The organism is Aureimonas phyllosphaerae, from assembly GCF_900113065.1.
Classification (GTDB): domain Bacteria; phylum Pseudomonadota; class Alphaproteobacteria; order Rhizobiales; family Rhizobiaceae; genus Aureimonas; species Aureimonas phyllosphaerae.
The window spans coordinates 77,957-102,788 of sequence record NZ_FOOA01000012.1; the positions used below are offsets into that span (position 1 = coordinate 77,957).

Below are 24,832 nucleotides of genomic sequence, written 5' to 3' on the forward strand. Positions count from 1 at the left end.
CCGGGCGTCCTGCGCCAACCACTTGAACAGACCTTTGCCCCACCGCATACGTCCGAATTCGAACATTCGGCCGTTTGTGGTGGGTATTTGCGCTCAACCACCTACGGGCGTACAACGCCGGCTATCTCGACAGTTGGGAGATTAGAATCTCGCTTTGCAGTCGTTCGATGCCTTGTAGATCCTCGGTCTGCGGAGTCGCGATACGGGTGGCCCCGCTGACGAGAGTGGGCAACTCGCTCACGGTCCAGGTGATCCTGTTCAAGAACCGTCTTAGCGTATAAGGCGACGACATCCGTTCATCGAAATTTTTGGCAGCTTCACGTTCGGTCCGGTAAAGTGTGGTCGATTGCGTCACGCTGCGGCCCATCGAGTCCGATACCATCCCGATGCTGAGACTCCCCCCACTCAAATAGGTTCGCAAAAATTCCGCTTCGACGACGAGGACACCATCAACACGCTCTGAGAAGCCGTATCCTTGGTTCGTCACCACGAGCGGCATGACATCCAGCTCAGCGGCATCGGCTTCGACTATCCCAAGCGCATCGGCAAGCACATCCCGACGTCGCTCGAGCTTGCCTGCCTTCCGACTTGCTTGAGAAGCGGCATCGAGAAGCTTTTTGTCGAACCGCTCGCGCTCATGAGGATCCGCAGGCATCAGGAAAAACTTGACCTCGCAGACGAGGCACAGCCCCCCGAACGACAGGACGAGGTCGACTTGCTCATCGAACCGGTTGGATTTCGCGATACCATCCGGCGCATGTCGCGGATTTGCAAAAGCTTTGTTGCTCTCGAGCGCCTTTCGGATCCGGTCCCGAAACAGGACCTCGTAACGGTCTCCGCGAGCAGTGGAAGCATTATCGGAGATGCCGCCTTTCTCCAGCCAAGCCTCCGCTCGTCTAACTGGATTGCTCGTCACCAGAGCAGGCAAAGCCAGCAGCAGCTCATCCGTCTCCGGGACAGCGACCAGCGGCGCTGCCCAAAGCCCTTTGTTGCCTTTTGCCTTCCGTGTTCCACCAGTCTGGAACGAGAACGTCAGGAATGCCACCACACGCTCGGCGGTAACTCTGTCGATCCTGAGTGAGGAGCTGATCGCCTCCACCAGCGTTGATGCTTCCACAGCAAGGGCGAGCCGCCTCGCCTGCGTCGGGCTCAGCGACGTGGGCAACGCTACCCTCTTAGAGAGTAGTCGGGCTATGTCTAAGATCACGTGCCACGCTTCTTGCAGCAAGCCAACGTTCAAATCGCTGTGCAGCGGCATAGGTGTCTTGATAAAGTCAGCCACATAACTGCCCTCCAGCATCCCCTTGTCGTACATGTACGAAGGCATGTGCTTCGAACGGTACGAAATGGCCCGAACCTTCAACTTGAGCTTCTTGCCGTACCCTTCGATCTCCGTGACTGAAAACGTCCTTGCCAGCGTTCGGCGTCGCTCGGGATCAATGCGCATCCAAGCGGCGCGATCGATGCTCGGATAATTCATGAAGTTCGCCTCTTGGCGCACTCTCCACGCATAAACCAATCGCTCGCGGTCGAAATCACGTGGGATCCAGCAAATGCCGCGGGCCTGCTCGTCACGAAGATGCCATCCTTCGATCCAAGCTCTGTTCCAAAGGGTATTGAGGCTTTTTCGAAAGCTGTAGAACATCGTGGCAGCAACCGCCATCGGCGCCAGATCGGCGATGTTCTCGCCTTCCGCGCCCGTGGATTGCGCCGCGTCGTATAACCAGTTCTCCGTAAGGTCCACGCCCACTTCCGCGATGTCGGCAACCGTGAAGTTTTGGTTGGCCAAGCCACGAATACGTTGGTTCGCGGTCGCGTCCAGCGAACGGACGCCGCTCTTTATGGCTTCGGAGAGAGTCTTCCTGCCTAGCTCTGAAGCAGTCCGAAACTCCCGGTTCAGGGCAGCGACCGCCAAAACAGCACCCCATTCGGGCGAAAGCTTAGCGATTTCCGGATGTTGCAAGCTGCTGGCGGCTGCTCCTTCCTGGCCCAGCCAGATCGCAGCATCGTACAATCGACTATCTTCATCCGTGACGGGACCAGCCGTGAATGCCTCCTGCCAATCTGATGCCTCGAACGCGGCAGAACTTGGCGGCTTCAGCTTTTTGACAATCTGGCGGAAACGGGAAGTCTCGGTGCTCATGATTGGATTATCGGCTTTCGCAAAATGGAAGCACGGCAAAGGCGAAAAACATCCCCTGCCAAGTTCTCAGCCGGAGGAAGACTTTCGAACCGTTATGAGAACACAGCTATTTTAAGACAGCATCCCAGAAGCTCAAGCCGAAATAGGCTCCGCGACTCGCCAACACTGGCTTTAGACAGTTACTCGTCCTGTTCGCCAGCCGACTCCGCTCCTACGGATTTTATTGAGGCGCAAGTCTGTCTTTGCATACGATCGCGGGAACGCCACTCACTTGATCGTGCTAGCGAACGATCTCCTGATGTCATCCTTCGAAAACTGTGACAGCGCCATATGCACGAGAATTGTAATGATTTGCGATTTTGAAGGCTTATACTTCTCGACGCCAATCGAATCAGAAATGCTTGACAAAATTTCGACATCTTCGTCGAGCAAGTTCACCTTTAACTGAGCGCTCGCTCCTGGAAGGCTGGGCCGCCCTCCAGTAGATACTAACCTTCGCTCCATCTCTTTCGCGACCTGCCATAAAGAGAACGGACTGTCGTCATCTCCGACGGCACGCCCTTGAACCGCACCGAATGCGAGGGCTACGTCTTCGACGCTTACTTTGCTCGGAAGCTTGTCAGCCTTCAGAACCCTTCGCCCGACCGCTTTTTCCGCTTTCAGCTTCATCTCTTTCTCGCCTAATCGAAATTTGACACCGTGAAGAATGTACCGAGCGACTCCATTCCGACTGAGCCTTGGTTTGTCTCCCGTCCCAAGCGCCTTACGAAATCGATCACTTTATCAATCTCGGCAACGAATTTGTCCGGGTCTACGTACGAATAGACAACTACTGGCTCTTCAAGAATGAGTTGCCCTGTCTGAGGGTTCACCCAGGCTCCTGTGACGGGTGGCATTGCGGTCGCCCCGCCGCCAATGTCGGATAGAAGATACAGAGCCTCGGCAACCCAAGTCTTTTGGTCGACAGGTTCACCGTGCCGGTCCTTGTTCGGAATGTAGATTGCGAAGCGATCACCGAGGGCCTCACCACCAAATGCGTCAATGACGTCGAATTCGTCTTCCATGTCATGCCTTTAGATTTTGACTTTTTGCCCAAAAAGTCAAGGGAAGTTTTTGATCTCGCCGATCGGGCGGGAAGCGGCGCGTGGTGGGTGATCCTTTTGGGAGATCTCGCGTACGGCGCCGACCATCGAACGGTAGCCGTCATTCCGATGCGCAGCTGCAGCCGCAGCTGCGCATCGGGAAAGCCATCGACCGCATTCATGCCCGCCGGTCCAGCTTTGCGGGGCGATCTGCACGAGTGTGTGCAGCCTTGCGGCGAGTCTGGATGACCCGAGATGCACGAAGCCCGCCAGGCTTAGAGTAGCGTCGACTTCAGCCGTCAAACGTTCGCATCAAACTTTCCCAGCAACGGTGGCCATGATTGTGCGGACCATTCCCACCGGGGCGTCACAAGGGCGTCAATCGTGCATGTCTTGATCGAACGACGAGACGAAGGGCCACGTCGATCGTCTGAAGCTCTTCAATCGCTAAAGGTACGGCCGCGGCAAGCGCGACCTTTTCCAAAAGTTCCCCGTCGGAACGCCCGGACCCAAACCGCGCGTGCGTTCAATCCGAAGTCAGGCGCCGTTCGCTTCGGAAGGCAGAGAGAACAAGTGCTGTGGATTGAGGACGACGCAGGCGGATCGGTTAAGAATCCCGAAGGCCCTACCTGTGACGTTGCATCAAGGCTGGGTCGGCTGCTCGGGTCGGCGAACGCGGATCTCGATGCGCCGACGCTCACGGGCATCGCGTGCTGACGACCCGTCGCTGACGGCATCGCCGGGCAGGACCATCTGTCCGCCGGACAGCGGGATCACCGTGACATTCGAAAACCGGGGGTCGGTGCGAAACAGTCTGGCGACCGAAACGGCCCGGGCCATGCCCAACCCGGCATTGTCAGCAGGGGAGAGCGTACCGATGTCGGTCTTTCCCGACAGAACCGGAATGAGGTCCCGGTCGAGGTTGGATTCCCGCTTTCCCATCGCTTGCTCGTCGGTATGGCCGATCACCTCGACGACGCCCGCGTCGTACCGACCCATGATCTTGACGACCTCTTCCGCGATCTTTGATCTGAGGCGTTCGGCGAACTCCGGCGTGAGGTCGGCACTCCCGACCGCGAAGCTGTAGCCGGCCGCCTCGCTCAAGTTGATGATGGGAGGCCAGTCATGCTCGCCCTTGCCCGACCGCTCGGCAGCCTGCCCGAGGCCTGCAAGGCGCACGAGTTCGGCCGGCGATAGCGTGCTTACGCTTCCCTGCGCCGAAACCGCGTCGGCCAGCGCCTGCGAGGCCGTCACGGCTTGCGCGATTTCCTCTCCCGTCACGCCCCGTTCCAAGAGGGGCTGCACGGTGGCGACGTCGGCCGCCGACGTGACCAGCCGCTCCGGGGACAGCCCGGCCTCGCGCATGCGGCTGACGACCTCGTCGGACGCCACGAGGCGCTGCCATTCCTCGTCGAGCTGCCGTCGCTCGGCAGGGGACCTCCCGCTTTCGACGACCAGCCGCTTCAAACGCACAGCCTCCGCCGTCTGCCGCCGCGCGTCGTCGCGGGCGTCCGCGAGTTCGGCGTCCCGCTGGGTGAGCTGCGTTCGTAGTTCGTCGCGGACCCTGCGGTCTTCTTTGAAGATGACCGCAGCGGCGATCAGGAGGCAGAAGACGAGGAGTAGCATGATCTCCGCCATCGTCAGCCCGAGTACGAGGCCTCGGCGGTACGCGGAGCCGTCACGGTCTATGGATGTCGAGACACGACTCATCGTCTACCTGACTCCACTGAATTCCGGCACGTTCGAGGACGGAACCCCGAACTGGTCTCGAAGATCGTGCTCCAGAGCATCCGCGAATGCGTCGTCTCCGGCGCCGTCGTCGTGCGAGGGCGCAATGACACTCTCGTTTCTGGCCGTTGGCTCGGCGGATGACTGTTCCCCGAAGGCTGCGGCGACGGCGGTCAGCCCGGCGGCGGCATTCGTCAATGCTTGGATCTGACGCGACCGTACAGCGTCGGCTTCGAAATCCCTCGCGCGGTCGGCTTCCAGTTGCTGCAAGAGACGCAATGTCCCCTCCGCCCTTTCGGTCGCCTGACGCTCCGTTTCGGCCAAGGCTTCGACCCGCTTTTCCATGGACCTCGCCAAGCTCGCCAGCGAGCTGGCTTGCTTCTGGTGCTGTGCGCCGGATCGGGTGATCGCGTCGATGACCTCGCGATCGATCTCGTCCTTTCGACGTATCTCGGCGGCAAACCCTTTCATGGTCGCCTCCAATGACGCTGCGATGGGCTGGAATTGGACCGCGATGACCTTGTCCGGCATCTGCATGTCCGCCAGCCTTGCGGTCGTCGTGCGAAGGGCCTTGGTCAGTTCGGCAGTCCCAGTCGCCAGCTTCTCGTTCTCCTCCGCCAGTCGGCGAGCGGACCCGTCGAGGCTGTCGCTGATCCGTTGGGCGAGCGTCGAGAGGACGACGCCAGAACTCTCGGAGGCCGCCTCGAATGGACCGGACGCCTTCCTCGTCATGTCCTCAAACGTCGACAGAATGCGCCCCGACACCTCCTCCATGTTCACCCGGACGTGCTCGAAGCCTTCAGCAACCTGCTGCTGGGCCGAACGGCGGAAATGGGCGAGCTCCACCACGGTCTCGTCCAGCTCCCGCCGCATCCGCCTCGCGGCTTCCGAGAGCTCGAGCCTCGCTGCATGCTCGACGTCGCTTGGGTCTCGGCGCATCTGGTTGAAGACGACGCGCAGCGCCACCCCGGCGATCGTGGAGGCGACCGCGATGCCGAAGTTGTGGACGATCTCCTCGGCCGGCCCGTCGGCCCGGAACTGGTAGAGCGACACGCCGAGGCTCGTCAGGGTGTAGAGAAAACCGAGGTAGTAGAGGTTGTCACCCGCCTGGTCGTCCCGCAGGCGCACGAAGGGGACGAACTTCACGCAACCCGCATAGGCCAGCATGACGAGGACCGGGACGGACGTCACGGCGACCGGGGGCAATCCCGCGAACTTCGACATCACGATGTACGCGCATCCAAGTGCCATGAAGACGAAAAACAGGATGGAGTTCGCGTGTGCCGCAGCGGCCGAGGCGTCCTGGTCCCGTGCCATTATCCCGCTCCCTGCACCTTCTCGACGTCCCTCACCCTGCCCCGGTTCGCCTCGAACCACTCCTGCCAGAAGGCGACCTGCCCGTTCGCGTCGAACTTCGCGGAAGCGCGCTGGATGAGCCGGATCGAGACGTCGGCGCCATGCAGGTCCGTGGCGAAGGCGCGGCTGGCGGCCGACTTGGAGAACGCTGCAAAGGACACGCCCTCCTTGTACTGCGAGTAGATCGGACCGTGCTCGATCATGTCCGACACTACGACCAGCCTCTTGTCGACGTCCTCGACGCTTCGTCCGTCGAAACGCTCCACGGCGATCCGCTGGATCGTCTCCATGATGGGCGAGGACTCCGAGGCGGACGGAGCCATGCCTTGGTCGAGGGCGGCGCGCAGCGGAGCCTGGAACGTCTCCGTCCATCGGCGGCGGACCGCGGCAGGGTTGGCGACGAGCTGGCTGAGGTTTGCGCCGTTGCCGGGATTGCACTTGGAGAATACGGTCCGCCCGCCGTCGACGGAGGGATCCAGCAAGCGAAGCTCGAGCAAGCCGTAGTCCGGGAGTTCGTCTGCGAGGTCGCCAAGATAGGTGGCGAGCTGACGACGACCTACGGCCGGAATGTCGTCGGAGGTGTCCAGAAGCACAACCGTCACGGATCGTGGCCCGTCCACCGGACACAGGGTCTCGGCAACGAGTTCGGGCCGCTTCTCAGCCGTGAGCTTGAACCAGGCGAAGCCACCGATGATGGCAAGGCACGCCACCCCCAGAAGCGAGGCAGCGAGCACCTGCGTGCCGGATCCTCCGGAACGCCTCCCCCTACGCCGGCTGCGCGCCATCGATCTGCCTTTCGTCGGGAACGAGGTCGTCGAGGCTGCGGTACTGGCGCACGGCGTTCTCGAACTCTGCGTGAATCGCCACGACCTCCGTGGTCAGGAGCTCCTGCGTTTCGGAAATGCGCTGCCGAAGTTCGCTGGGATCCCACTCAGCGGACGTGTTCGCGAACACGCTTACGCGCTCCATCTTGTAGGGAACGGCAAACCTCTTGGGCGCCTTGGTCTGGCGTGCGCGGACGTTGGCCTCCCGGTAGATCCCGAGGAGCGTGTTGCCGGCCCGCTCCAGTTGGGTCTGGTGCTGATCGAAGAGCTGGACCATCCGGGAGCGGTTGGTCAGGACGACGTCGTGCTCGCCGCGGCGAACCGAGAGATCGCGGTTCAACTCCTTCATCTCGTCCTGGTAGCGGTCGCGGATGTCACTGAGCCCGTCGATGAGCTCGCTCGCCATCCCGGAATACTCCTCCCGCTTCTCTGTCAACCGCTTCTGAACGCCCGCGAAACCGGGGTAAGGGTCCGTCATCGACAGGCTGTCTGCAAAGGCGATCACCGAGAACAGGATGCCGATGCCAAAGAAGACCCACGAGTTGAAGTCGGCCAGTCCGGCAGGATCGGAACGCAACCGATCCATTACCAGCCGACCGGCGCCTGAATCGACAGTCGTCTTGATCTCTCGATAGTGCGCGAGAGCCAAGTTCAGCGCTACGGCCAACGCTACGTAAGCGACGCCCGAAGCCAGCCCCACCACCTTCCTGAGTATGGAGCGGTGGGAGAGTTGGCCTGCCAATCGCGCCAGCATGAAGGCGGCGCCGATGTTCAGGAACGCGAAACTGAGTGCCTCGGTGACGCCACCCAACAGTCCTTGCTCGTTGCCGACCGACAGAAACGATCCGTTCAACACGGCCTCTATCAGAAGAAGGAAGGCAAGGAGCGCCCACTTCATGGCGTGCCATGCGCCTCCCTTCACCTGCGCCGTCCGCTCCAAACGGTGTTTGCGCCTGAAGGCGTCGTGCTCGTTCTCGGCCTCCCGCAGGTCCCGCCGCCGTCCATGAAGGTCGTTGAGCCCCTTGGCGACTTCGGCTTTGAACTCGCCGATGCAGGCCGGAGCCGCTTGACGGATGCCGCTGAAGCGCTCCTCGAAATCCAGCGCGGCCAAGCGTTCGGCGTAGGTGCGCAACTGGTCCTCGACCAAAGCATGGGACGCCTTGCGTTCGGCCTCCACACGCTCGACGATACGCGCCTCGACCTCGTCCATCGCGACAGACCCGGTCGGCGGCTCCTCTCGGGCACCGCGCTCCGCCGCAAACGCCTCCAGCGACAGCTCGGACGCCACGCGGTTCACGTCTAAGTCGGCGAACGTCTCGATCGAGGGACGCTTGTCGTGGTTCGGACGTCCGACGCCTTCGAGCAGGCGTGACAGGGCACTGGGTTTCAAGGAGAGTCGCCTGAATGGTGATGGAAGCGTCGCGCGTCCCGATGGGCCGAGAGCTGTGATCCCTACGATTAGAGGTAGTGACCGTGGCTGCCAAGAAGGGTGGCGGCGGAATGGGGAGGTTTCACCATCGGTGAAGAGCGCATCCGGAACCAAGCGCCGTCCCCGTCCCGAACCATCGGGAAGCCATGCATCGTGGACTGGAGGCCGTACAGTCGGTCACCGATGGGTTACCCTTCCACGACCTCTGGCAATTCCTTCACGGCACCGGTCGCGTAGGCCTTCGCGGTCGCCCGGATCCGATCGCTGTGGTCGTAGATGTGGTCCAGCGACTCGATCCGGTGCCGCGTCTCGGTCTTGCCGTCAAAGATGCCGATGTACTTAACTGCTCGATTGAAGTGCAGACGCACGAGCGGCTTACGGTTGTTGTTGTCGACGAGGATGGCGCAGTAGCTCTTGCTGTCGCGCATGTGGATTCGGTTCGCCGCGATCGCCTCGCGGGCGATGGCCCGCACGATCATGAAGCCCTCGCGCTCCTCCTCGGTGGTAACGACCTCGTCCTCATCGGCGGGCGCCGCGTCGACCGGGTCCATCTCAACGACGCTCGTCGTTGCCAGCGCCGACGAGATCCGTGACTGCACCATGTCGCGCACCATCTCGCGGAAGGCGTTCTTCACCATCGGCGAGAACTGTTCCTTGATGGTCGCGGTGAACCGCCCTTCGTAGACTTCGGCGATCGCCATGCGGATGAACTCCTCGGTCGGGTCGTCCATCAGGGCGGTCAGCTTGCGCTTGATGCCCGATGTGTACTTCAGGCGGTGCGCCGACTGGAGGACCCCGTCGACGTCGAAGCCCTCCTTCCCGAACTTGGTCAGCTCAGGCAGGAGCGCGGTGTTGAGCTCGCCGAGGTCGAACGTCAGGAAGGGCTTGTCGTCGAGCTTGTTGGGCGCCTCGAGGTCGGTGTGGAATTGGAAGGACCGCCCGTTGGTCAGGATCGCGAACTTGGCGTCGGTGACCGAGAAGTAGCGGTAGAGCTGCGCCAGGTGGATCTTGTCGAGGTTGGTCGTCAGCGGCTTGCACTCGACCAAGATGCGGATCTGCCCGTCGATCTTGATGGCATAGTCGACCTTCTCGCCCTTCTTTCCGACGGCGTCGGCGGTGTACTCGGGCACGACCTCGGCCGGATCGAACACGTCGTAGCCGAGCGCGGCGAGGAACGGCAGGACAACGGAGGTCTTCACGGCCTCCTCGGTCGCCATCGCTGAGGAGTGGTTCTTGATGCGGTCGCTGAGTGCCCGCAGGCGTTCTTCCATGCTCATGCGCGTCGCCTCTCAATTGATTCGAGAGTCGACTGTAGGTTTCAACCCACGAGCGTGGAAGGACCACGTTCGGATCCATGTGGGACGGACCAAGGTCGCCTCGACACCCATCTCAATAAAGGAACAGGTCCTGATCATGCCAGGCATCCGTCGAACCAAAGGAGTGATGATCGCCGTCGGCTGGGCAGTGTCGGATCCAAAGGCGGCGAGCGACGTGGCGAACCTGGCGCAATCGGGGACGAACGTCGCCATCGCTACTTCACCGTGAGACGAACCATCCCCGTACGGGACGGTCTCCCCTACAGTTCCGTTCACCGATTTTGGTTGTAGTTCCGCACCAAAAGCGCAACCACCGTTGCCAAGGTCGCGGCGCTGTTGTGTGGTGGGCTGTCCCGACTCCGTCCGAGAGACCACGACCCATGCCGACGCTGCGACGCCTCTTTCTGACCCTCGCGCTGTCGACCCTGGCACCTTTCGCCGCCCATGCGGACGGAGGCATCTGTGCACGCGACCCGTCCTGCGATTTCCGCTTTCCAACATCCGGCTTCGAGCGCATTCGACCCGAATGGCTGGCCGACCTGCCATCCCAGACGCTTTGGGAGGCGCGCAACGAAATCATGGCGCGGCACGGCTATGCCTTCGACACGCCTCGCGCCATGCAGGTGTTCGGGTCGAAGGGCTGGTACCGACCGACGACACGCAACGTCGCGCTTTCCGCCGTCGAGAAGGCCAACATCGATCTGATCCGAGCGTTCGAGGAGGGACGAGGCGACGCCTACCTCGGCAGCGTCACCACGCGGGCACCCGACACCGCGACCTATGAAGTCGTCGGTCTCGATGCGAACGGCGACGGCTTCCTGTCGGTGCGCGGCGGGCCGGGAGGCAAGTTTCGCGAGCTCGGTCGCATCTACCAAGCGGACCGCGTGACTGTCATGGAGGCGTCCGGGCGTTGGCTTCACCTTCGCTACGCGGGCGGCGAAGGCTGGTCCCATTCGCGCTACCTGCGCCCAATCCCATCGGCGCCTGCCGCAGTCGCGGTCGCCGGTGCCGCCAGCTCCTCATCCGTCCACATCGAGATCGAAAGCGACGCGTCGCGGACCGACGAACTGCGTGAGGACCTGTCGGTCATTTCGGGCCAGCTTCACGACCTTTCCACTCAGGTCGCGCAGCGCGAGGTCGCGGCCAGCATCCCTCAGCCGTCCCCCGAACGGTCGGCTGCGAAGGAGGAGGTCGAGGCTCTGAAGGAGCGCATCGCGACCCTCGAGGCGCAGCGCAGCGAGACGACCGAAGAGCTGCGCACGTACGAGACGCCCGTGCGCCCGGAGAACAGCAACCTCCAGACCGACGCCCGCCGCTCGTCGGAGCGTTACCAAAAAGTCCCCTACTTCGTGCCCGGAACCAAGACAGTCGGCGAGATGTGGGTCGAGCCCAAGGTCGACGACGCCGGACAGCTTCGCTTCGACGTGAACTTCATCGATCCCGAGGCGGACTACCAGAAGATCGCCATTGCCATCCCCATGACCCCGGACGAGATCGGTCGGCTCGAGACGGCCCTTTCCAGCGTCGAGGACTGGAGCCGGACGGCCACCGAGAAGAAGATCCGCAAGCGCTACGAGAAGGAGGCGGTATGCCTGCCGGCAGCTCGCTGCGAGGGATCGGCAGCACCGACGTCCGGCCTCGTCACGCGGATCCTGTTCCAGATCGACGACGACGGCTCGACGGCGACCCTGTTGCGAACGCGGCAGGGTTCGTTCGAGCGCGCCTACGCCTTCTCGATGGAGAGCACGGCGGTGCTGCGTAAATACCTGCGCCATGTCGCCGACGTCGGCGCCAGCGAGTTCCAGGCGGGATCGGCGACCAAGGAGGATCTCGACGCGCTGTTCCAGTGAGGCGTCGCCGATCTCGCAAGGAATTTGCGGTCTCAATGGAGCGGAAGCTCGTCCAGGCAAACGTTCTCGGAGCCTACCTCCAGGGTGTCGAGTAGGTCGAACTTATCGCCCGTGAAATTGAAGTACTCGCGCTTGCACTTGTTGCCGTCGGACGGGTCCACCCACTGGGCTACGACGAGCGAGCTGTCAATGCGGTGGTGTATCCCGAGGTACATGTTGTCCTCCCCGCCGCGGGGAAACCGCACGAGCCTGCCCGTCTTGTTGTCGCCGACCACAGCGAACACGCAGGCGGTACCGCAGCCGATGACCGTGACGGAGTAGTGGCCCGCAAGATTGGGGCCGGCCTTCATGCCCTCGCGGATGCGGGTCCTGAAGGACGAGAAATCCTTCTCCCGGCGCTGGAAGTCCGGAAATTTCGTGGACGTCGCTTTCGGCACCTGTGCCTGAAAGCCAGCGAACCTGTAGGGCACCTCGGCAGAACCGGACTGCGATGACGTGCCCGCCGTCCAGTCCGTTTGCAGGCAGTCGCCGAAGTTGTTGAGCGCCACGTCGCTCTGGCGGCCGCGGAAGCTCGCGATCTTGGTGCCGTTCGGGTTGAGGACCGTCACGGTCGTCGCTTGCGCGATCATCCCCAGCAGGGCAGCGTATGTCTGCGCTCCCGTGAAGTCGTGATAGTACGAGTTGGGGTCGCGCATTCCCATGAGTTCGGCCGCATAGCTCTCGCCCTTGATGTCGAATTCGATGCTGAACTTGCTTCTCCCTTCGAGAAGCTCCCACGAAGCGTTGTGGACCTCGAGGAACGTGTCGTTCTGGTCCTTGTAGCGAACGATCCGGAACACCGTATCGCCGTCATGGGACTCGAGGGCGCAGAAAAGGCGGTTGCTGCTCTCGTTGCGGTAGAGAACCGCCGACCAGTCCCCGGTCTTTTTTTCCACCTCGGGACGGAGGCTGGCCGCACTTGCCACCACGGTCGATGCAGCCAAAAAGAATGCGACCAATCTCCGCAACACGACGCGCTCCCAAAGTTTCTGTTTGTTTCGAGGTGATCCTGCTCGACCCTGCGGAGTCGAGCAACCTTCCTTGATGCAGCCGCCTCCCGAACCGTTCGGACCGGACTGGCGCCCAACTGCGATCTCGAGCGGGCGGTGAAGGCAGATGCACGTGGCCCCAGCCGCCGAGGCATCGTAAACATACCGAACGCCATCTTCGGCTCGAACGCATGGGCGGCTAGCGACCCGCGGCGAGGCCCTTCTCTTCCGACTGATAGCTCGCGACGACAGAGGCAACCCCCGCGAGGGGCGTGTCAGCTGGGACCGTGTCCATGACGATCAGCATCCCATTGGGGACGCCGACGTCGGCGTCGGGATTCACGATCCCTTCGGAGGACGAGAACTCCCAGAAGTCCCCGTCGCCCAGCGGTTCGAAGAGCTCCTCGACGGTGCCTGCGGCCCGGTACAGCACCCGCGGACTGCCAAGACCGGAGTCGAACACGCACCAAAGGAATTCCTTGCCGTCGGGCGTCATCGTGATCGGGGTGAAGGCGACCCACGACCGCTTCGTGCCCTGACGGACGGTTCGAACCCCGAAGCCCAGCCCCACCTCCCCGTTGTCGAGAAGCTCGCTGCCTTCCTCGAAGTCCCGCATCGCACGCGTCGCGATGCCGTAGCCCGGCAACGCGCTCCGTCTCTGGCGGTGGTACCAGCGGTTGATGCACGCGTTGCGGACCATCGACGGAGTGATCGACGGAAGATTTCTGAACTGGAGGGAGCGGTCGGCATAGTCGATCCAAAGCGAGCGGACGGCGTCGACGGTGTCGACCATGAACGCGGCATTGCGATCGGGCTCGAGCAGGCGTGGCAGTTCGGTCGGCTCGACATAAAGACGGTCGGCGAGTTGGATCAGAAGCGAGATTCCGTCGACCGCTGCCCGGTACGCTTCGCCGACGGTCGCGGACGAGTAGCTCGCCTCCGGGACGTCGAGATAGGGTGCATGAAAGCCCAGCGTCCCGCCCGGCTCTAGGGTGCGGGACGGCGGCTGGTTCGGGATGTCGTCACCCTCGACGCCAACGTCGCGCAACGGTTCCGCGCCGCCGAGGAAGGCGAGCGCACAGGCCGAGTAGCATTCAGCGCCACCCCTCACGACCGTTGCAGCCCCCGCCCTCCTGAACGCCGCGGCGAGGAGCAGGCCCTCCACATAGGAGCCGCCCGGGCTTCTCAGTTCCACGACGACGCGCTCCCCATCCGGCGACGACTTCGACGCCTCCCTCCCGAAACGTTCGACGTCACCGTCGACGATGGCCCCGCCGAGCGTGATGACGAGCGCGGTGGTGCCGATGGGATCCGGGGCGTTGCGCGAACTGAAGTCGGCGGTGTGCGCGGCTCCCGTCCACGCGAGAGCGGCGCCGAGGACCAGGGTGGCGAGGCGCACGGCTATTTCGCGATGCCGGGGCACAGGACCTGGAAAATGCCAAGCGCGGTCGGGTAGCCGGACGCGCTCGAGCCGTCGAGGACCTCTCCGGTGTCGAGACGCTTCACGACGTAGTCAGCCATGGAGTCGCGATCCTTCTGACGGCCGAGGAACGCGAAGCGCTCGCCGTAGAGGTCCGTCCAGGTTCGCTTCCGGCAGTCGGCGGTAACGCGGTCGCGCACCTTCACGCTCGCCATCGTCTTACGGACGCAAGCCATCGAGTTGTCGAGCACGTAATCCACATAAAAGGCCTTCGCGTTCCGCGGGCGGTGCTCGACGCGGATCACGGCCATCGAGGTGCCGATGCCCGCCTTCGACACGGTCGTCACGCTCATCCCGGCACGGGAGCCGTAGTAGATCTCGTCGTCCTCGGCACGGGCAGTTCCGGTTGCCAGGACGACGAAGGCCAGGATCGCGGTTCGGAGCATGTCTTCGATTCTCCCGGGGACCATGGACCGAAATGACGACGAAACGCCCCTCGCTTGCAATCGGGATTTCACGGCGTTCTTGAGGGGCTACGTCCCCTACATGTCGCGACCCCCAGCTTTCCGGAGTTCGGGGAATGCCCGGCATTCTCTGCAACGGCTTATGCGGGCGGAAACCCTGTCGGCAGATGGAGGAAAATCCGGCGTACGCGTTAGGGGTGCAACGACAGACGCCAAGGTAGCACGTCGGTCCTCCTCAACCGGGACACACCGATGCGCAAACCGATTCTCCTCACCCTCGCGACCGTATTCGCCCTTACCCTGACAGGGTGCGCCACATCGAACATGGCCTACGAACGCATCGGCTACGGCCCCGAACTCGAATACGCCAAGGCCGAGTGCGAAATCCGGGCCCTGGGAACGGAGCAGGGTTACGCCGCGTACGGCAGCGCTGCCTTCGTGCTTGGGAGCGCGATCGGGAACGCGATCGACAACGAGGTCCGCAAGTCAGGCTTCATGCGCAATTGCATGACCCTTCAGGGCTGGCGTCAGGTTCCGCGGGAAAGATCCACGGCGGCGACGCAGGAGGGGACGATCGCACCCGCCGTGCAGCAACGCCGTTCGGCACCCCGCATCGATACGTCCGCGCAGGCATTCAACCGACCGGGCTACCGCTCGGGACGATGCTTTGACGCGTGCCTGCGTTGAAGGCGGACATGGACAGGCAACCACAACCCAAGGATGATCCCGACCGACGGGGGGAGAGGGGCGTCCGATGATTCGATGGGTTCGTGGATTGATCGCGGTCGTGATCATTCAGATGTCCGCGTCGCTGGGCGGGATCGCCCTCGCGCGCGAACTCCCGTCGCTCGAGCGCTTGGCGATACTCCGCAACGCCGACGGTGGAACGGGCCGGCAGTCGCATCCCCGCGACGAACGCCATGCCCAGGCCCGGACCTGCAAGGCGGTGTCGAGCTGCGAGGAGGCGGTACGCCTCTGGTGCGGGGGCTACCGCCGGGCTGACGGCGACAACGACGGCATCCCCTGCGAGAACGTCTGCTCGTCCCTATCCGAGGTCGAGGCGATCAAGGCCGAGATCGGATGCTGAGCGTGGTTCGAACGATCCTGGCGGGCATCCTGGCGCTCACGGTCGTCACGCTCGGCGGAATGCCCGCGTCGTCGGCCGAGCCCTCGGCGCTCGCCCCCTTCCGCTTCGATCCAAAACGGCCCGACATCGTGGAACTTGACGGCGCCCTGACGTCTGGCGCGGCGCTCGCCTTCCGCAGGACGCTTCTCGCCGCCCCGAACGCCAGGCTCCTCGTTCTGAACAGTCCGGGCGGCGACGTCGATGCGGGGCTCCTGATCGCCGACGACGTCCATACCCGCAAGCTCGACACGCTGATTCCGGACGGGTCGACCTGCGCCTCGGCCTGCTCCTACATCTTCCTGGCTGGCCACGAGCGGCAGGCGGACGGCCGCCTCGGCGTGCACCAAATGTGGTCGGAACGGCCGAACCTGCAATCGGCGCAGATGTCGGTGGCCGACGTCATCGACACGCTGGACCGCTTCGGCACGCCGACGGGCGTCATCACCATCATGTTCCGCACGCCACCCGACGACATGCACTTCTTCACGCCCGACGAGGTGGCGCGGTTCGGCATCAACAAGACGGCGGGCGCAGCCGTGGCCGACGTGACCGTGGCACCCATGGCACCCTCCCCTTCGCCCGATGCGAACCAAGGCATCACGCCGGCACCCGCCGACGCCGTCAGCATGCCGAACGACGGTACGCAGACCGAGGCCGCGGCACTCGCCGCCCCGTCCCCCGCCATGTCGGACCGCACGGCGGCGGCGCTCTCGACGCTCGAGACCTACACCAAGCAACCGACACGCATGGCGATCTACGCGGGTCTGGACTTCTTCGGCGAGGACGTGGGCAGCACGTTCGTCGCGGACGCTCCGGCCTGCGCTGCCAAGTGCTTCGAGTTGGGCGGCCAGTGCCGGGCCTTCACGTTCAACATGAAGACGCGCCCGGGCCGGGGACCGAACTGCTTCCTTAAGTCGGGACGCGGCGAGGTGGACGGCAACTCGGCGGCCTTCTCGGGCGAACTCCTGTCACGGTCGGATCGCGATCCGTCCCCCATGACGATCCCAGTGATCGATCCGGAGACCGCGCTGTTTCAGAACGTCGACCTCCCAGGCTACGACCTGTCCCGCCGGCCCAACCCGGCCGCGACCCAGTTCGAGTGCCGCCGGGCATGCGTTGCCGATGACCGATGCGTCGCCTTCACCTACGTGAAGCCGAAGAAGCAGTGCTGGTTGAAGGGCGGCGCCGGTTCGCCGCGGGCGATGGCGGGCGCGGTGACCGGGATCAAGAAGGTCGAGAGCTTCTCTGCCCAAACGATCACGCTGGACTGAGGCGAGCTGTACGCCCATGCGCTTCCAGGACCTGACACCAACCCAGCGCCAGGCGATGACGCGCATCGTCGGCTGGGCTTCCGACGGGATCCCGATCGGCGCCTTGGAAGACAGCCTGCCACCCGCGCTCATCGAGGCGGTCGTTGAACTCGAAGGCCTCGGCCTGGCGCACGTCGAGGCAGGGTGGCGCGGGACGCGCTGGTGGCACCTGACCAAACGGGGTCAATTCATCCGTGATCGGGGCGAGGGATGATGGACCGCGACTGGGATCGACGGTTCGGATCGGCCATCCGCGCCGCGGATGGCACCCCGGACGAGGACGGCACGATGCCGGCAACGAAAGATCCACATACGGGCCGATGGGACTTCGCGCGTCCGCACCGCGCCGGCAACGGCGCGATCCTCATGGTTGGCCTCGCCGTCGTCACGGCGCTGGTATGGCTTGCCTACTGACGGCGTCCCTCAGGCGAACGGGTTCCGCACCCGCTTCGGCGCAGGAGCGTCCTGTGTCTCCGTTTCGGACCCCACCCGCTCCGGCAGATCGCCCTTCGCCTTCAATGCCTCAACGATGGCGTTGACCGCGCGCTGCAACGCCTCGGCCGCTTCCAACCCAGCCTGGTCGGGTGCGATGTCGAGCGAGCCGCTCAGCGAGACACGGTCTGTCCCGTTCTCGATGGTCACCCCGCCGATCGTCACTGCGGTCTCGTCATCGGCGAACGGGCGGAATTCTGAGGTCTCCAACGAATTCCCGTCGTCTTCTCCGCCGCCTGCCGTGTTCCTGCGCTTGGCCATCCGTGTCTACTCCGCTCGGCAGCTCTTGGGCTGGGTCAATGCCAGTCGTCCCGTACCCGCGGGCAGCGCGGGGAACGGGTCGATCCCACTGAATGCCCGGAACGCTGGAACCGTCATGATGCGACAGTTGGGAATGTCGGCGTTGTCGGCAACGTAGACCGCGGCACCTTCGCGTTTGGGATCGTAGACCGCTTTCCAGACATGCGTCGGCACAAGGACATCGTTGGCTCCGATCGCTCCGACGTCGCCGCCGATGAAGAGTGGCCCCGTCACGACCCAGGCCTCGCCGTCGAGGGTCGCGACGTCGCGCACTGTCTCCTCGATCCGGCTCCATACTCCCGTGTTCACGCGGTGGTTCTGCGGGACCATGTTGGCGAGGCTGAAGCTGTCGCCTTGGCTCTTGGCATCCGGCATGTTGCCGGACGGGGCCATGTGCCCGCGGTCGAAGCCGGAGCGACGGTAGTCCGACAGCTCGGAACGCTCGCGCCTGGGCAGGCGCCGTTCGGCATGGAAGCGGTCGGTTCGCGACATGGCCTCGGCCGCCCGGACCTGCGCGGTCGTCAGGTGCTCGCCGGCCCACAAGGGCGTCCGCGTAGCACCCGAATGGAGGATGGCGAACTCGGCGTAGCACAGCTCGCGCGCCGGGGTTGCCTGCGCGACGCGCGAGAAGTCCGGCATCTGGCCGCCGAGGTACGAGGCCGGGCAGGTCGAGGGGGCGGCCGGCGCAGCCGTGAAGCCGCAAAGGAGGAGAAACCCTACGAACACGCTTCGTCTTACGCCCCGCATGTCCTTGCTCCCCGCCGCCGGTCTTGCAGAGAGGTTGTGGCGTGCCTGTCGGGCGCGCGCAAGGCCATCTACGGATCCAGTCGGCATGCAGGTTTCCGGGGATAGCGCCCCAAATCGGAGACGCGGCCGGGCCGATTTCGCCTGGCAGTATGCCCAGCCTCGACCGCTACCGCGAGGGGGACGTCTACCCCATTAGATCCCCTGGCTGGAGGAGGTCCTCGTTGCGGTGCCTCCCTTTCCCAGTCCCGGAGGCGTTCCGGGGCCAACCGACCGAGCTCTACGCTGATGGAGCCTACGATTGTCGCCGATGCCGACGCGGCCTGACCATTCCCGCATCGAGCAATCCATCCGCCAACGTGGGCCGAACGCGGCCAGCGTCTCTCAGGACAAACCCAAGTCGCTCGGAGTTCTTCTATCGGAATGGGGCGATGGCGGGATCGACCTCGCCAAACCGAATCTCGACATAGTCGTCGCTGTCGTTCTCGCCGGTCTTGAAGACCTCGATCGACGACGGAAGCCGCCCTTCCGAGAGATTGCGTTCGATCATCGCCTGCGCTCGGTTCGACGTTCCGGAAAGCTTGCGTGCGGCTTCGACATTCTTCGCTCCGTTGTCTGCAAGTGTCCTCAGGCCCGCGAGTATCTCCGTGAACTCGCGAAGGCTGAGACGGACTGAAGATTGCGACATGGTATAGCTTCCGTGATGGCCGAGGTCATAGCCTTCCTCGCGAGCGCGAAGCGCGCCGTTCACTGGCGAGCGTGTCGGCGTCGGGAAGTGCGTCAGCATCTCGTCGAACAGGGCACATAGACGGCTCCTGAGGTTGCTTCCGTCACGAACATGGAGTCCGGCAGCGTTTTGCCGAACGGTCCCGCTTGGTCTCCAGCTCCTTCTGGACTCGGTCACGCCGAGAAGCAGCACGAAATCGACGCGGGTAAATTGTCGGAAAAATTCTCCTACAATGACGTCGGCGGTGACACGGTCCCGGCCGGGCGGCCGCCCGGCGAGAGCTGAGCAGTCGCCATCGCCGACGACGATCCCGACGATCCCTTCCGCGCCTCGAAGCTGCGTCGCCTTTGCCTTGAGCGCGTTGTAGAGCGGGTTGCGGTCTTTTATCTTCGGCACGTCGTAGGCCGCGAAGCCCATGGAGATGTATGGCGATCGATCTGGATCAACGGTGACGTCGATGCCGACGTCCTCGTCGTCGATCGAGACGCGCAGCACACGCTCGCCCGCCTCAATCTGGTTGCGCAGCTGCGGAACGATGCAGTCCCGAACGAACGTATCCAGCTGTTTCTTCGGCGGCAGGAGAAGGACCGTCTGCGTTCCGCGGCTTGTCTTCTTGTGACGGGCGCGAACCTGCAGGTCGAGTCCCCCGATCGGAAGCCCGAGCCTACGCTTGGCTTTTTCAACTTGGTGGCTCAGCTCGAGATAGGGATTGTCGTTGTCCAGGCCGTCGTCCGAGACCGCCGTCACATCGGCGGTGATCAGAAGACCTGACGCTTCGAGCTTTATGTCTGGGCGGCGCCCCGAAGCCAGTTCGACCTCGCTCTCAAGCTTGCCGACATTCGAGAGAGCGTGAAGCACTACCGTCTCCCACATGGCAGCGAGGCGATCCTTCCCGGGACGGTTGAGGCGATGCACCAGTCCATCGACCGCTTTCTCGCCGAGGACATCCCGCAGCTCGTTCAACCGCCGTTGCAGCCCACGCCGCTCATAAATCACGTATACACCCCATTTTCTCTCTCTGATCGGGCGATCGACCAGCCATCACCACCACGTCGTGGCCTCGGGGTTGAAGTTCGCGGTTGGCTGCCGGCCGGTCCTGGGACCCAAAGCCCGCCCGCGCGGTCGAAAACGAGGCAGGCCTCAGAAACAGTTTTTATGTCGGGCACACAGGTGGACGGACACCCGTAAGCGTCGAGCGAAATTGCCCGCATGCCTCCCACTTCGCGATCGCCGATACATGCTGCCCAACGTAGTGCCAACCCTGGCACCGCGACCAAGGGAAAGGCTCGCCGCGTTGCAGACGACTGCGACCGCCAGGGTTGTCATAAAAGACCGGGATGCCCCGGCTGGGCATCGGATGAGCTTCGGTGCGAACGCAACGCGGGAACGAGCGGCACCCCGCGTTCGGGCATCGGAAAACTTTTCGCATCCTTATTGAGCAGCGAAAAGGACGACTCACCGCACGAGCGGGATGCCGTAGGGCCGTTCCCCGTGGAATTCGTCCGCGGCAACTCGATCGACCGGTCTTCCATTGTGTCTGCCGCCAAGGCATCTGCGACAGCCGGACCGAGGAGGCATCTCACCGCAAACCATCGAGCTGCTGCGTGGCGCCCCTCAATATGCTCAGCTGGGCCAAAGCTGCCACAGGAAACGTCCGCTCCATGTCCACGACCAGCCCCATGCCCGGTCTGGCTTCCCTGCCGCTTCTTCGATCCCTCGCACGATCGCTGTGGGGCGAGACGGAACTGCGGGGCGCCGCTCTCATGATCGGCGCAGGCTTCTCGCGCAACGCGGACCTACCGGCGCACGACAGCCGAGGCCCTCCGCTATGGCGCGACCTCGAAGCCGAGATGCGCGCGGAACTTGGTCCGGAGATAGTTTCAGCCCAGTCCGCGCCCGCGCTGGCGGCGCAATACGAGGAGACCTTCGGTCGACCGAGGCTGGAGGGCCTGATCCGCCGCCTCGTTCCGGATGGCAGTTGGCAACCCGGGGACCTACACAGACGGCTGCTCGGCCTTCCTTGGACAGAGGTCCTCACGACGAACTACGATACGCTGCTCGAGCGAGCGGCCGAGCAGATCGTCGAACCCATCTACGAAACGGTTCTGACGCCGACTGACCTCGCCCGGACGAGATCCCCGCGCGTCGTCAAGCTGCACGGATCACTGCCGTCGCACACGCCCTTCATCATCACTGATTCGGACTACCGCACCTATGCGGACAACTTCGGACCCTTCGTGAACCTTGCCCGTCACGTACTCCTGGAGAACGACGTATGCATGCTGGGCTTCTCGGGCGACGACCCAAACTTCCGCAATTGGGTGGATTGGGTCCAAGCCGAGATCGGACAATACGGAAGGACGATCTTCCTCGTCGGCGTGTTCGACGCGGACGATCGGATGCGCTCGTTTTACGATGGACGGGGAGTACGCCTCCTCGATCTCGGCCCGTTCGTTCCCACGGAGACAGGGGACATCGACGAACGCAACGCCGCCGCCGCGCGCCTCTTCCTGGAAACCATCGAGTCCATGAGACCGCTGCCCGTCGATGCATGGCCGTCCCGGACGCCTTGGCCACCCTCGGCCATTCCGCCGATAGACCCGACGGATCCGCACGCACCTTGGCTCGATTTCAGCGATGCGACATTCTGTTTGAACTATCTGGAGACCTGCGCATCCCGCTGGCGCGATGAACGCGCGAGCTATCCGGGTTGGTGTGAGCCGCCTCCATTGGTGCGGCGGCAGGTGGAGCTCAATCTTCCGGACCATGTGGCAGCCGTGCTGTCGGATGCCGCATCGGGACAGGATGATCGACACGCCATGCTGGGCGACGTGTTGTGGCGCCTGGATCTGGTGCATGGCGACATTGCCCCCCACGACCTCGCGCGCATCGAGACCATGCTCGCCGCGCTCGATCTGACAAGGCTCCGGCGACAGGACCGAGCCCCGGTCGGACGATTGATGTTGAGGACCTACCGCGAGGCGAAAAATCGACAGGGCTTCGAGCGATGGATCTCGAGGCTTTCCGCCATCCACACTTCCGACAGGAACCTTTCGGCGCTGGTCGCCTACGAGAGTGCCCTGTGGGCGCGAGATCACGTCGACTTCGAAAGCATCGAAGGTCATTTGACCCACATCGCGGGCGCTGATCCGATCTGGGGACTTCGCCGGGCCTCGCTGCTAGCGGAACTGGGCCGCCACGACGAATTTGCCGAGACAATCTTCGAAACGCTTTCGCGTCTGAAAGGGTTGGTTGCCCGCGATCGAACGTCGCTCTCGCTCAGATCGCGGTTCGCTTGGGCGGCTTTCTTGGCCAACGCCTTGGTGCAGGGAACGCCAGGGGCCCCGTTGAGAGCCGAGGTCATCGAGGAGCGCTTGGACCGGGACGACTGGTACCGTCGGTTCGAGATCGGCCTCTGCAACCCGTGGGATCGCCTGGAGGCGTTGGACGACGCCATCGTGAAGGCGGAACGCGATAGACGCCGCGAACTCCGGGACAGGGGTCCGCATTTCGACGCGGGCATGTTCCGTGCGGCTCCCACGCGTTGGACAAGGGCGCCGGTTGCCTCGATCGAACGCTTCGCCGCCCGCTTTGCAGACCATGTCGGTCTTCCCGCGTCGCTGGGCGGGTTCGTCAACGTCATGGAGAGCCGCTTCGCTTCTGCGCTCGAGGCGACCGCCGATACGTCCGGTCCGGACCCCTCGGCTCTCCTCCTTTGCATATCGCGTGGAGAGGCTGCCCTCCTCGACAGATCATTCGACCGCATCAGCGTGGCCCGATTCGAGCGTAGCGTGATCGACGATCTCACGAGCCGTACAAGACGCGCGATCGAGCATGCGCTGGCAGCGCGTCCCGCGGACATGTTCTGGCGTAACCGACTCGAGGCACTTGTCGGCCTGCTTTCGCGGCTTTGCATCCGGATGTCGCCGTCCGACGCTTCGAGTTGCCTGCGTCTTGCCGCGGACCTCACGAGCGATCCCATCTGGGGGCGGGCCGGCCTCGGTCGGGTGGTCGGTCTTCTCCTGTCTCGATCGATGGAGGCTCTTCCACCCTCCAGCCGATCACCGCACATTCCCGCTCTGATCGCCTTCCCGCTTCCTTCGGATCTCGGACTGCCGCCGACGCCGGGCTGGCCGGATACCGGGAGTCTGATCCGTACCGACGACATCCGCCCCGACGACGACGGAACATGGGGAGTCGCGATCTCGCGGATGCTGGCCCTGTCCCGGGACGGATCCTCCTTCGAGGCATCGTTGGCGATCCTGCGACTGCTGGCTCTCGCTCGAGGGAACCTCCTGCGAGACAGCGAGCTTGCCGCCCTCGACGAAGCATTCCAGTCCAGGCGAAGGCGTGCCGAGGGGCCCGACTATCACGGGAACATCGCGGTCATGGCACTCCTCGACGTGCCATCGAACGACGAGGCCGAACGACGTTCGGTCGTCCGGCGTCTCGTGCTGTCGAGCGTGCACGATTTCGGCCAGCCGTTCGATCCTGTCCGGGGACTGCTTTGCCGGATGGCTACTATGCCCTCGCTCGACATCCGAACGGTCCTCGGATCGGATGATCGTCTCCAAGTGCTCGACGGTTTGGTTCGCTGGCGCCCCCGTGAGGAGGATCGGTCAACGGACCTGCTCGGACTTGCCTTCGAGGAGGTGCGAACGAGCCGGGAGATCGCGTCCGCGTTAGCCGGGACCGTGCTCCCGGCCATGACTGCAGAGACGATGGGCGAGGAACGCTTGGGCGCCATTCGGCAACTCCTGACCGATCCGCGCCTGCCGGACCACCTCACGCTGGTGCCTCAGGCGATCCGGTTGGGTATCGTCGACATAGATGCCGGTACGACCAAATTGAGGGGCGGCTTGCTCTCGAGATGCGACCGCAGGATTTCGGCTGCGCTCACTACGCTCGTCGGCTGGTCGCGCGCACCGAACGACCCTGCCATCGGTCCGCTTCCCGCCACGCTGGTCGACGACGTCGTCGCCCACGTCGCGCTCCGGGTGCAGACGGCTTTGCCGCAGGCCCTGCAGGCGGTTGCGTTGGTCGCGTCGGCCGGAACGCTGTCCCCGACACAGATCGAACGTGTTTCTTTCGCGCTCCACGAACTCCTCGAAGAGACGAATTACGGCGATTGGCGTGGTACGGACGAGGAGAGCGCGCGTCTGACCCTCGTCAGGGCCTCTTGCGTCACCTTGTCGAGGGTCCTGGTCGAACTCGGGGTGTCCTCTGCCGCCGCAGACCGCTGGATCGCTGTGCAAGAAGGCGACGAACTCCCCGAAATCAGGAATGCCCCGATGGTCGTCATAGGCGGCGCCTGAGAAGCCGCTGCGTTTTTAGCGTGGGTTCCGCGCCCCGCGACAGCTTCGAATCACGCAACAAGGGACATCGACAAATCCAATTGACGCAGCTTGAAACTGACAGTTTAGACGGCGGCTTGTTTCTGATCCGCCCCGGGGGCGGTCTAGCGGTCAAACGGCCTGCAAAACTGACGCCTGA

22 protein-coding genes are annotated in these 24,832 nt (G+C 63.6%); 8 read left to right on the forward strand and 14 right to left on the reverse strand.

Features of this window, described 5'->3' with window-relative positions; all coding sequences use genetic code 11:
* Positions 1 to 121 precede the first annotated feature (121 nt).
* The 8 genes from BM175_RS14765 to BM175_RS14795 all read right to left on the reverse strand — a co-directional run bounded on the left by BM175_RS14765 (position 122) and on the right by BM175_RS14795 (position 9,839).
* On the reverse strand, positions 122 to 2,143 hold the full coding sequence (locus tag BM175_RS14765; protein ID WP_090964324.1) for a hypothetical protein: 2,022 nt from the start codon (positions 2,141 to 2,143) through the stop codon (positions 122 to 124).
* A 267-nt stretch (positions 2,144 to 2,410) separates the two neighbouring features.
* Positions 2,411 to 2,812 (reverse strand): hypothetical protein, encoded by a 402-nt coding sequence (locus BM175_RS22430; RefSeq protein ID WP_139224645.1) that lies wholly within the window; start codon positions 2,810 to 2,812, stop codon positions 2,411 to 2,413.
* 11 nt (positions 2,813 to 2,823) lie between these two features.
* Complete coding sequence (locus BM175_RS14770) at positions 2,824 to 3,207, reverse strand: hypothetical protein (protein WP_090964326.1); 384 nt, start codon at positions 3,205 to 3,207, stop codon at positions 2,824 to 2,826.
* A 660-nt stretch (positions 3,208 to 3,867) separates the two neighbouring features.
* Positions 3,868 to 4,863, reverse strand: coding sequence for an OmpA family protein (locus BM175_RS14775; protein WP_090964328.1), 996 nt, complete (start codon positions 4,861 to 4,863; stop codon positions 3,868 to 3,870).
* Positions 4,864 to 4,938: 75 nt separating this feature from the next.
* Positions 4,939 to 6,270: a hypothetical protein gene (locus BM175_RS14780; RefSeq protein WP_090964330.1), complete on the reverse strand. Its 1,332-nt coding sequence runs from the start codon at positions 6,268 to 6,270 to the stop codon at positions 4,939 to 4,941.
* The gene (locus BM175_RS14785) at positions 6,270 to 7,043 is read right to left on the reverse strand and encodes a hypothetical protein (protein ID WP_090964332.1); all 774 of its coding nucleotides are present in this window, start codon (positions 7,041 to 7,043) and stop codon (positions 6,270 to 6,272) included. The genes BM175_RS14780 and BM175_RS14785 overlap by 1 nt, the downstream gene beginning before the upstream one ends.
* A gap of 31 nt (positions 7,044 to 7,074) precedes the next feature.
* Complete coding sequence (locus tag BM175_RS14790; RefSeq protein WP_139224647.1) at positions 7,075 to 8,343, reverse strand: hypothetical protein; 1,269 nt, start codon at positions 8,341 to 8,343, stop codon at positions 7,075 to 7,077.
* Between the two features lie 407 nt (positions 8,344 to 8,750).
* A complete protein-coding gene (locus BM175_RS14795; RefSeq protein WP_090964336.1) occupies positions 8,751 to 9,839 on the reverse strand; it encodes a type I restriction endonuclease in 1,089 nt (362 codons plus the stop codon).
* Between BM175_RS14795 and BM175_RS22435 the strand changes: the two genes are divergently transcribed.
* Positions 9,832 to 10,107: a hypothetical protein gene (locus tag BM175_RS22435; protein WP_139224648.1), complete on the forward strand. Its 276-nt coding sequence runs from the start codon at positions 9,832 to 9,834 to the stop codon at positions 10,105 to 10,107. The two genes, BM175_RS14795 and BM175_RS22435, sit on opposite strands and share 8 nt — an antisense overlap.
* Before the next feature lie 151 nt (positions 10,108 to 10,258).
* The gene (locus BM175_RS14800; protein ID WP_090964338.1) at positions 10,259 to 11,728 is read left to right on the forward strand and encodes a YARHG domain-containing protein; all 1,470 of its coding nucleotides are present in this window, start codon (positions 10,259 to 10,261) and stop codon (positions 11,726 to 11,728) included.
* Positions 11,729 to 11,760: 32 nt separating this feature from the next.
* Here BM175_RS14800 and BM175_RS14805 read toward each other — a convergent pair whose 3' ends face one another.
* The 3 genes from BM175_RS14805 to BM175_RS14815 all read right to left on the reverse strand — a co-directional run bounded on the left by BM175_RS14805 (position 11,761) and on the right by BM175_RS14815 (position 14,622).
* On the reverse strand, positions 11,761 to 12,711 hold the full coding sequence (locus tag BM175_RS14805) for a hypothetical protein (RefSeq protein WP_090964340.1): 951 nt from the start codon (positions 12,709 to 12,711) through the stop codon (positions 11,761 to 11,763).
* A 244-nt stretch (positions 12,712 to 12,955) separates the two neighbouring features.
* Positions 12,956 to 14,155: a hypothetical protein gene (locus tag BM175_RS14810; RefSeq protein WP_090964341.1), complete on the reverse strand. Its 1,200-nt coding sequence runs from the start codon at positions 14,153 to 14,155 to the stop codon at positions 12,956 to 12,958.
* Between the two features lie 2 nt (positions 14,156 to 14,157).
* The gene (locus BM175_RS14815) at positions 14,158 to 14,622 is read right to left on the reverse strand and encodes a hypothetical protein (protein ID WP_090964343.1); all 465 of its coding nucleotides are present in this window, start codon (positions 14,620 to 14,622) and stop codon (positions 14,158 to 14,160) included.
* 342 nt (positions 14,623 to 14,964) lie between these two features.
* Here BM175_RS14815 and BM175_RS14820 point away from each other — a divergent pair, with 342 nt between their 5' ends.
* The 5 genes from BM175_RS14820 (at position 14,965) to BM175_RS23240 (ending at position 17,490) form a co-directional block, all read left to right on the forward strand.
* Positions 14,965 to 15,327 carry a hypothetical protein gene (locus BM175_RS14820; protein ID WP_139224649.1) on the forward strand — a complete coding sequence of 121 codons (363 nt, stop codon included), beginning with the start codon at positions 14,965 to 14,967 and terminating at the stop codon, positions 15,325 to 15,327.
* A gap of 112 nt (positions 15,328 to 15,439) precedes the next feature.
* Complete coding sequence (locus BM175_RS14825) at positions 15,440 to 15,727, forward strand: excalibur calcium-binding domain-containing protein (RefSeq protein WP_139224650.1); 288 nt, start codon at positions 15,440 to 15,442, stop codon at positions 15,725 to 15,727.
* 2 nt (positions 15,728 to 15,729) lie between these two features.
* Positions 15,730 to 17,037: a PAN domain-containing protein gene (locus BM175_RS14830; RefSeq protein WP_244546022.1), complete on the forward strand. Its 1,308-nt coding sequence runs from the start codon at positions 15,730 to 15,732 to the stop codon at positions 17,035 to 17,037.
* Between the two features lie 16 nt (positions 17,038 to 17,053).
* Positions 17,054 to 17,290, forward strand: a complete 237-nt coding sequence (locus BM175_RS14835) for a hypothetical protein (protein WP_090964347.1) — start codon at positions 17,054 to 17,056, stop codon at positions 17,288 to 17,290.
* Positions 17,291 to 17,364: 74 nt separating this feature from the next.
* Positions 17,365 to 17,490: a hypothetical protein gene (locus BM175_RS23240; protein WP_280141117.1), complete on the forward strand. Its 126-nt coding sequence runs from the start codon at positions 17,365 to 17,367 to the stop codon at positions 17,488 to 17,490.
* 9 nt (positions 17,491 to 17,499) lie between these two features.
* Here the strand turns inward: BM175_RS23240 and BM175_RS14845 are convergent, their stop codons facing one another.
* From BM175_RS14845 to BM175_RS14855, 3 genes are all read right to left on the reverse strand, one after another.
* Positions 17,500 to 17,829: a hypothetical protein gene (locus BM175_RS14845; protein WP_244546023.1), complete on the reverse strand. Its 330-nt coding sequence runs from the start codon at positions 17,827 to 17,829 to the stop codon at positions 17,500 to 17,502.
* Positions 17,830 to 17,835: 6 nt separating this feature from the next.
* Positions 17,836 to 18,594 (reverse strand): DNA/RNA non-specific endonuclease, encoded by a 759-nt coding sequence (locus tag BM175_RS14850; RefSeq protein ID WP_175526870.1) that lies wholly within the window; start codon positions 18,592 to 18,594, stop codon positions 17,836 to 17,838.
* 433 nt (positions 18,595 to 19,027) lie between these two features.
* Complete coding sequence (locus BM175_RS14855; protein WP_244546024.1) at positions 19,028 to 20,302, reverse strand: hypothetical protein; 1,275 nt, start codon at positions 20,300 to 20,302, stop codon at positions 19,028 to 19,030.
* Between the two features lie 698 nt (positions 20,303 to 21,000).
* On the opposite strand from BM175_RS14855, the gene BM175_RS14860 reads away from it, so the two are divergent.
* Positions 21,001 to 24,654 (forward strand): SIR2 family NAD-dependent protein deacylase, encoded by a 3,654-nt coding sequence (locus BM175_RS14860; protein ID WP_175526871.1) that lies wholly within the window; start codon positions 21,001 to 21,003, stop codon positions 24,652 to 24,654.
* The last annotated feature ends 178 nt before the right edge of the window (positions 24,655 to 24,832 follow it).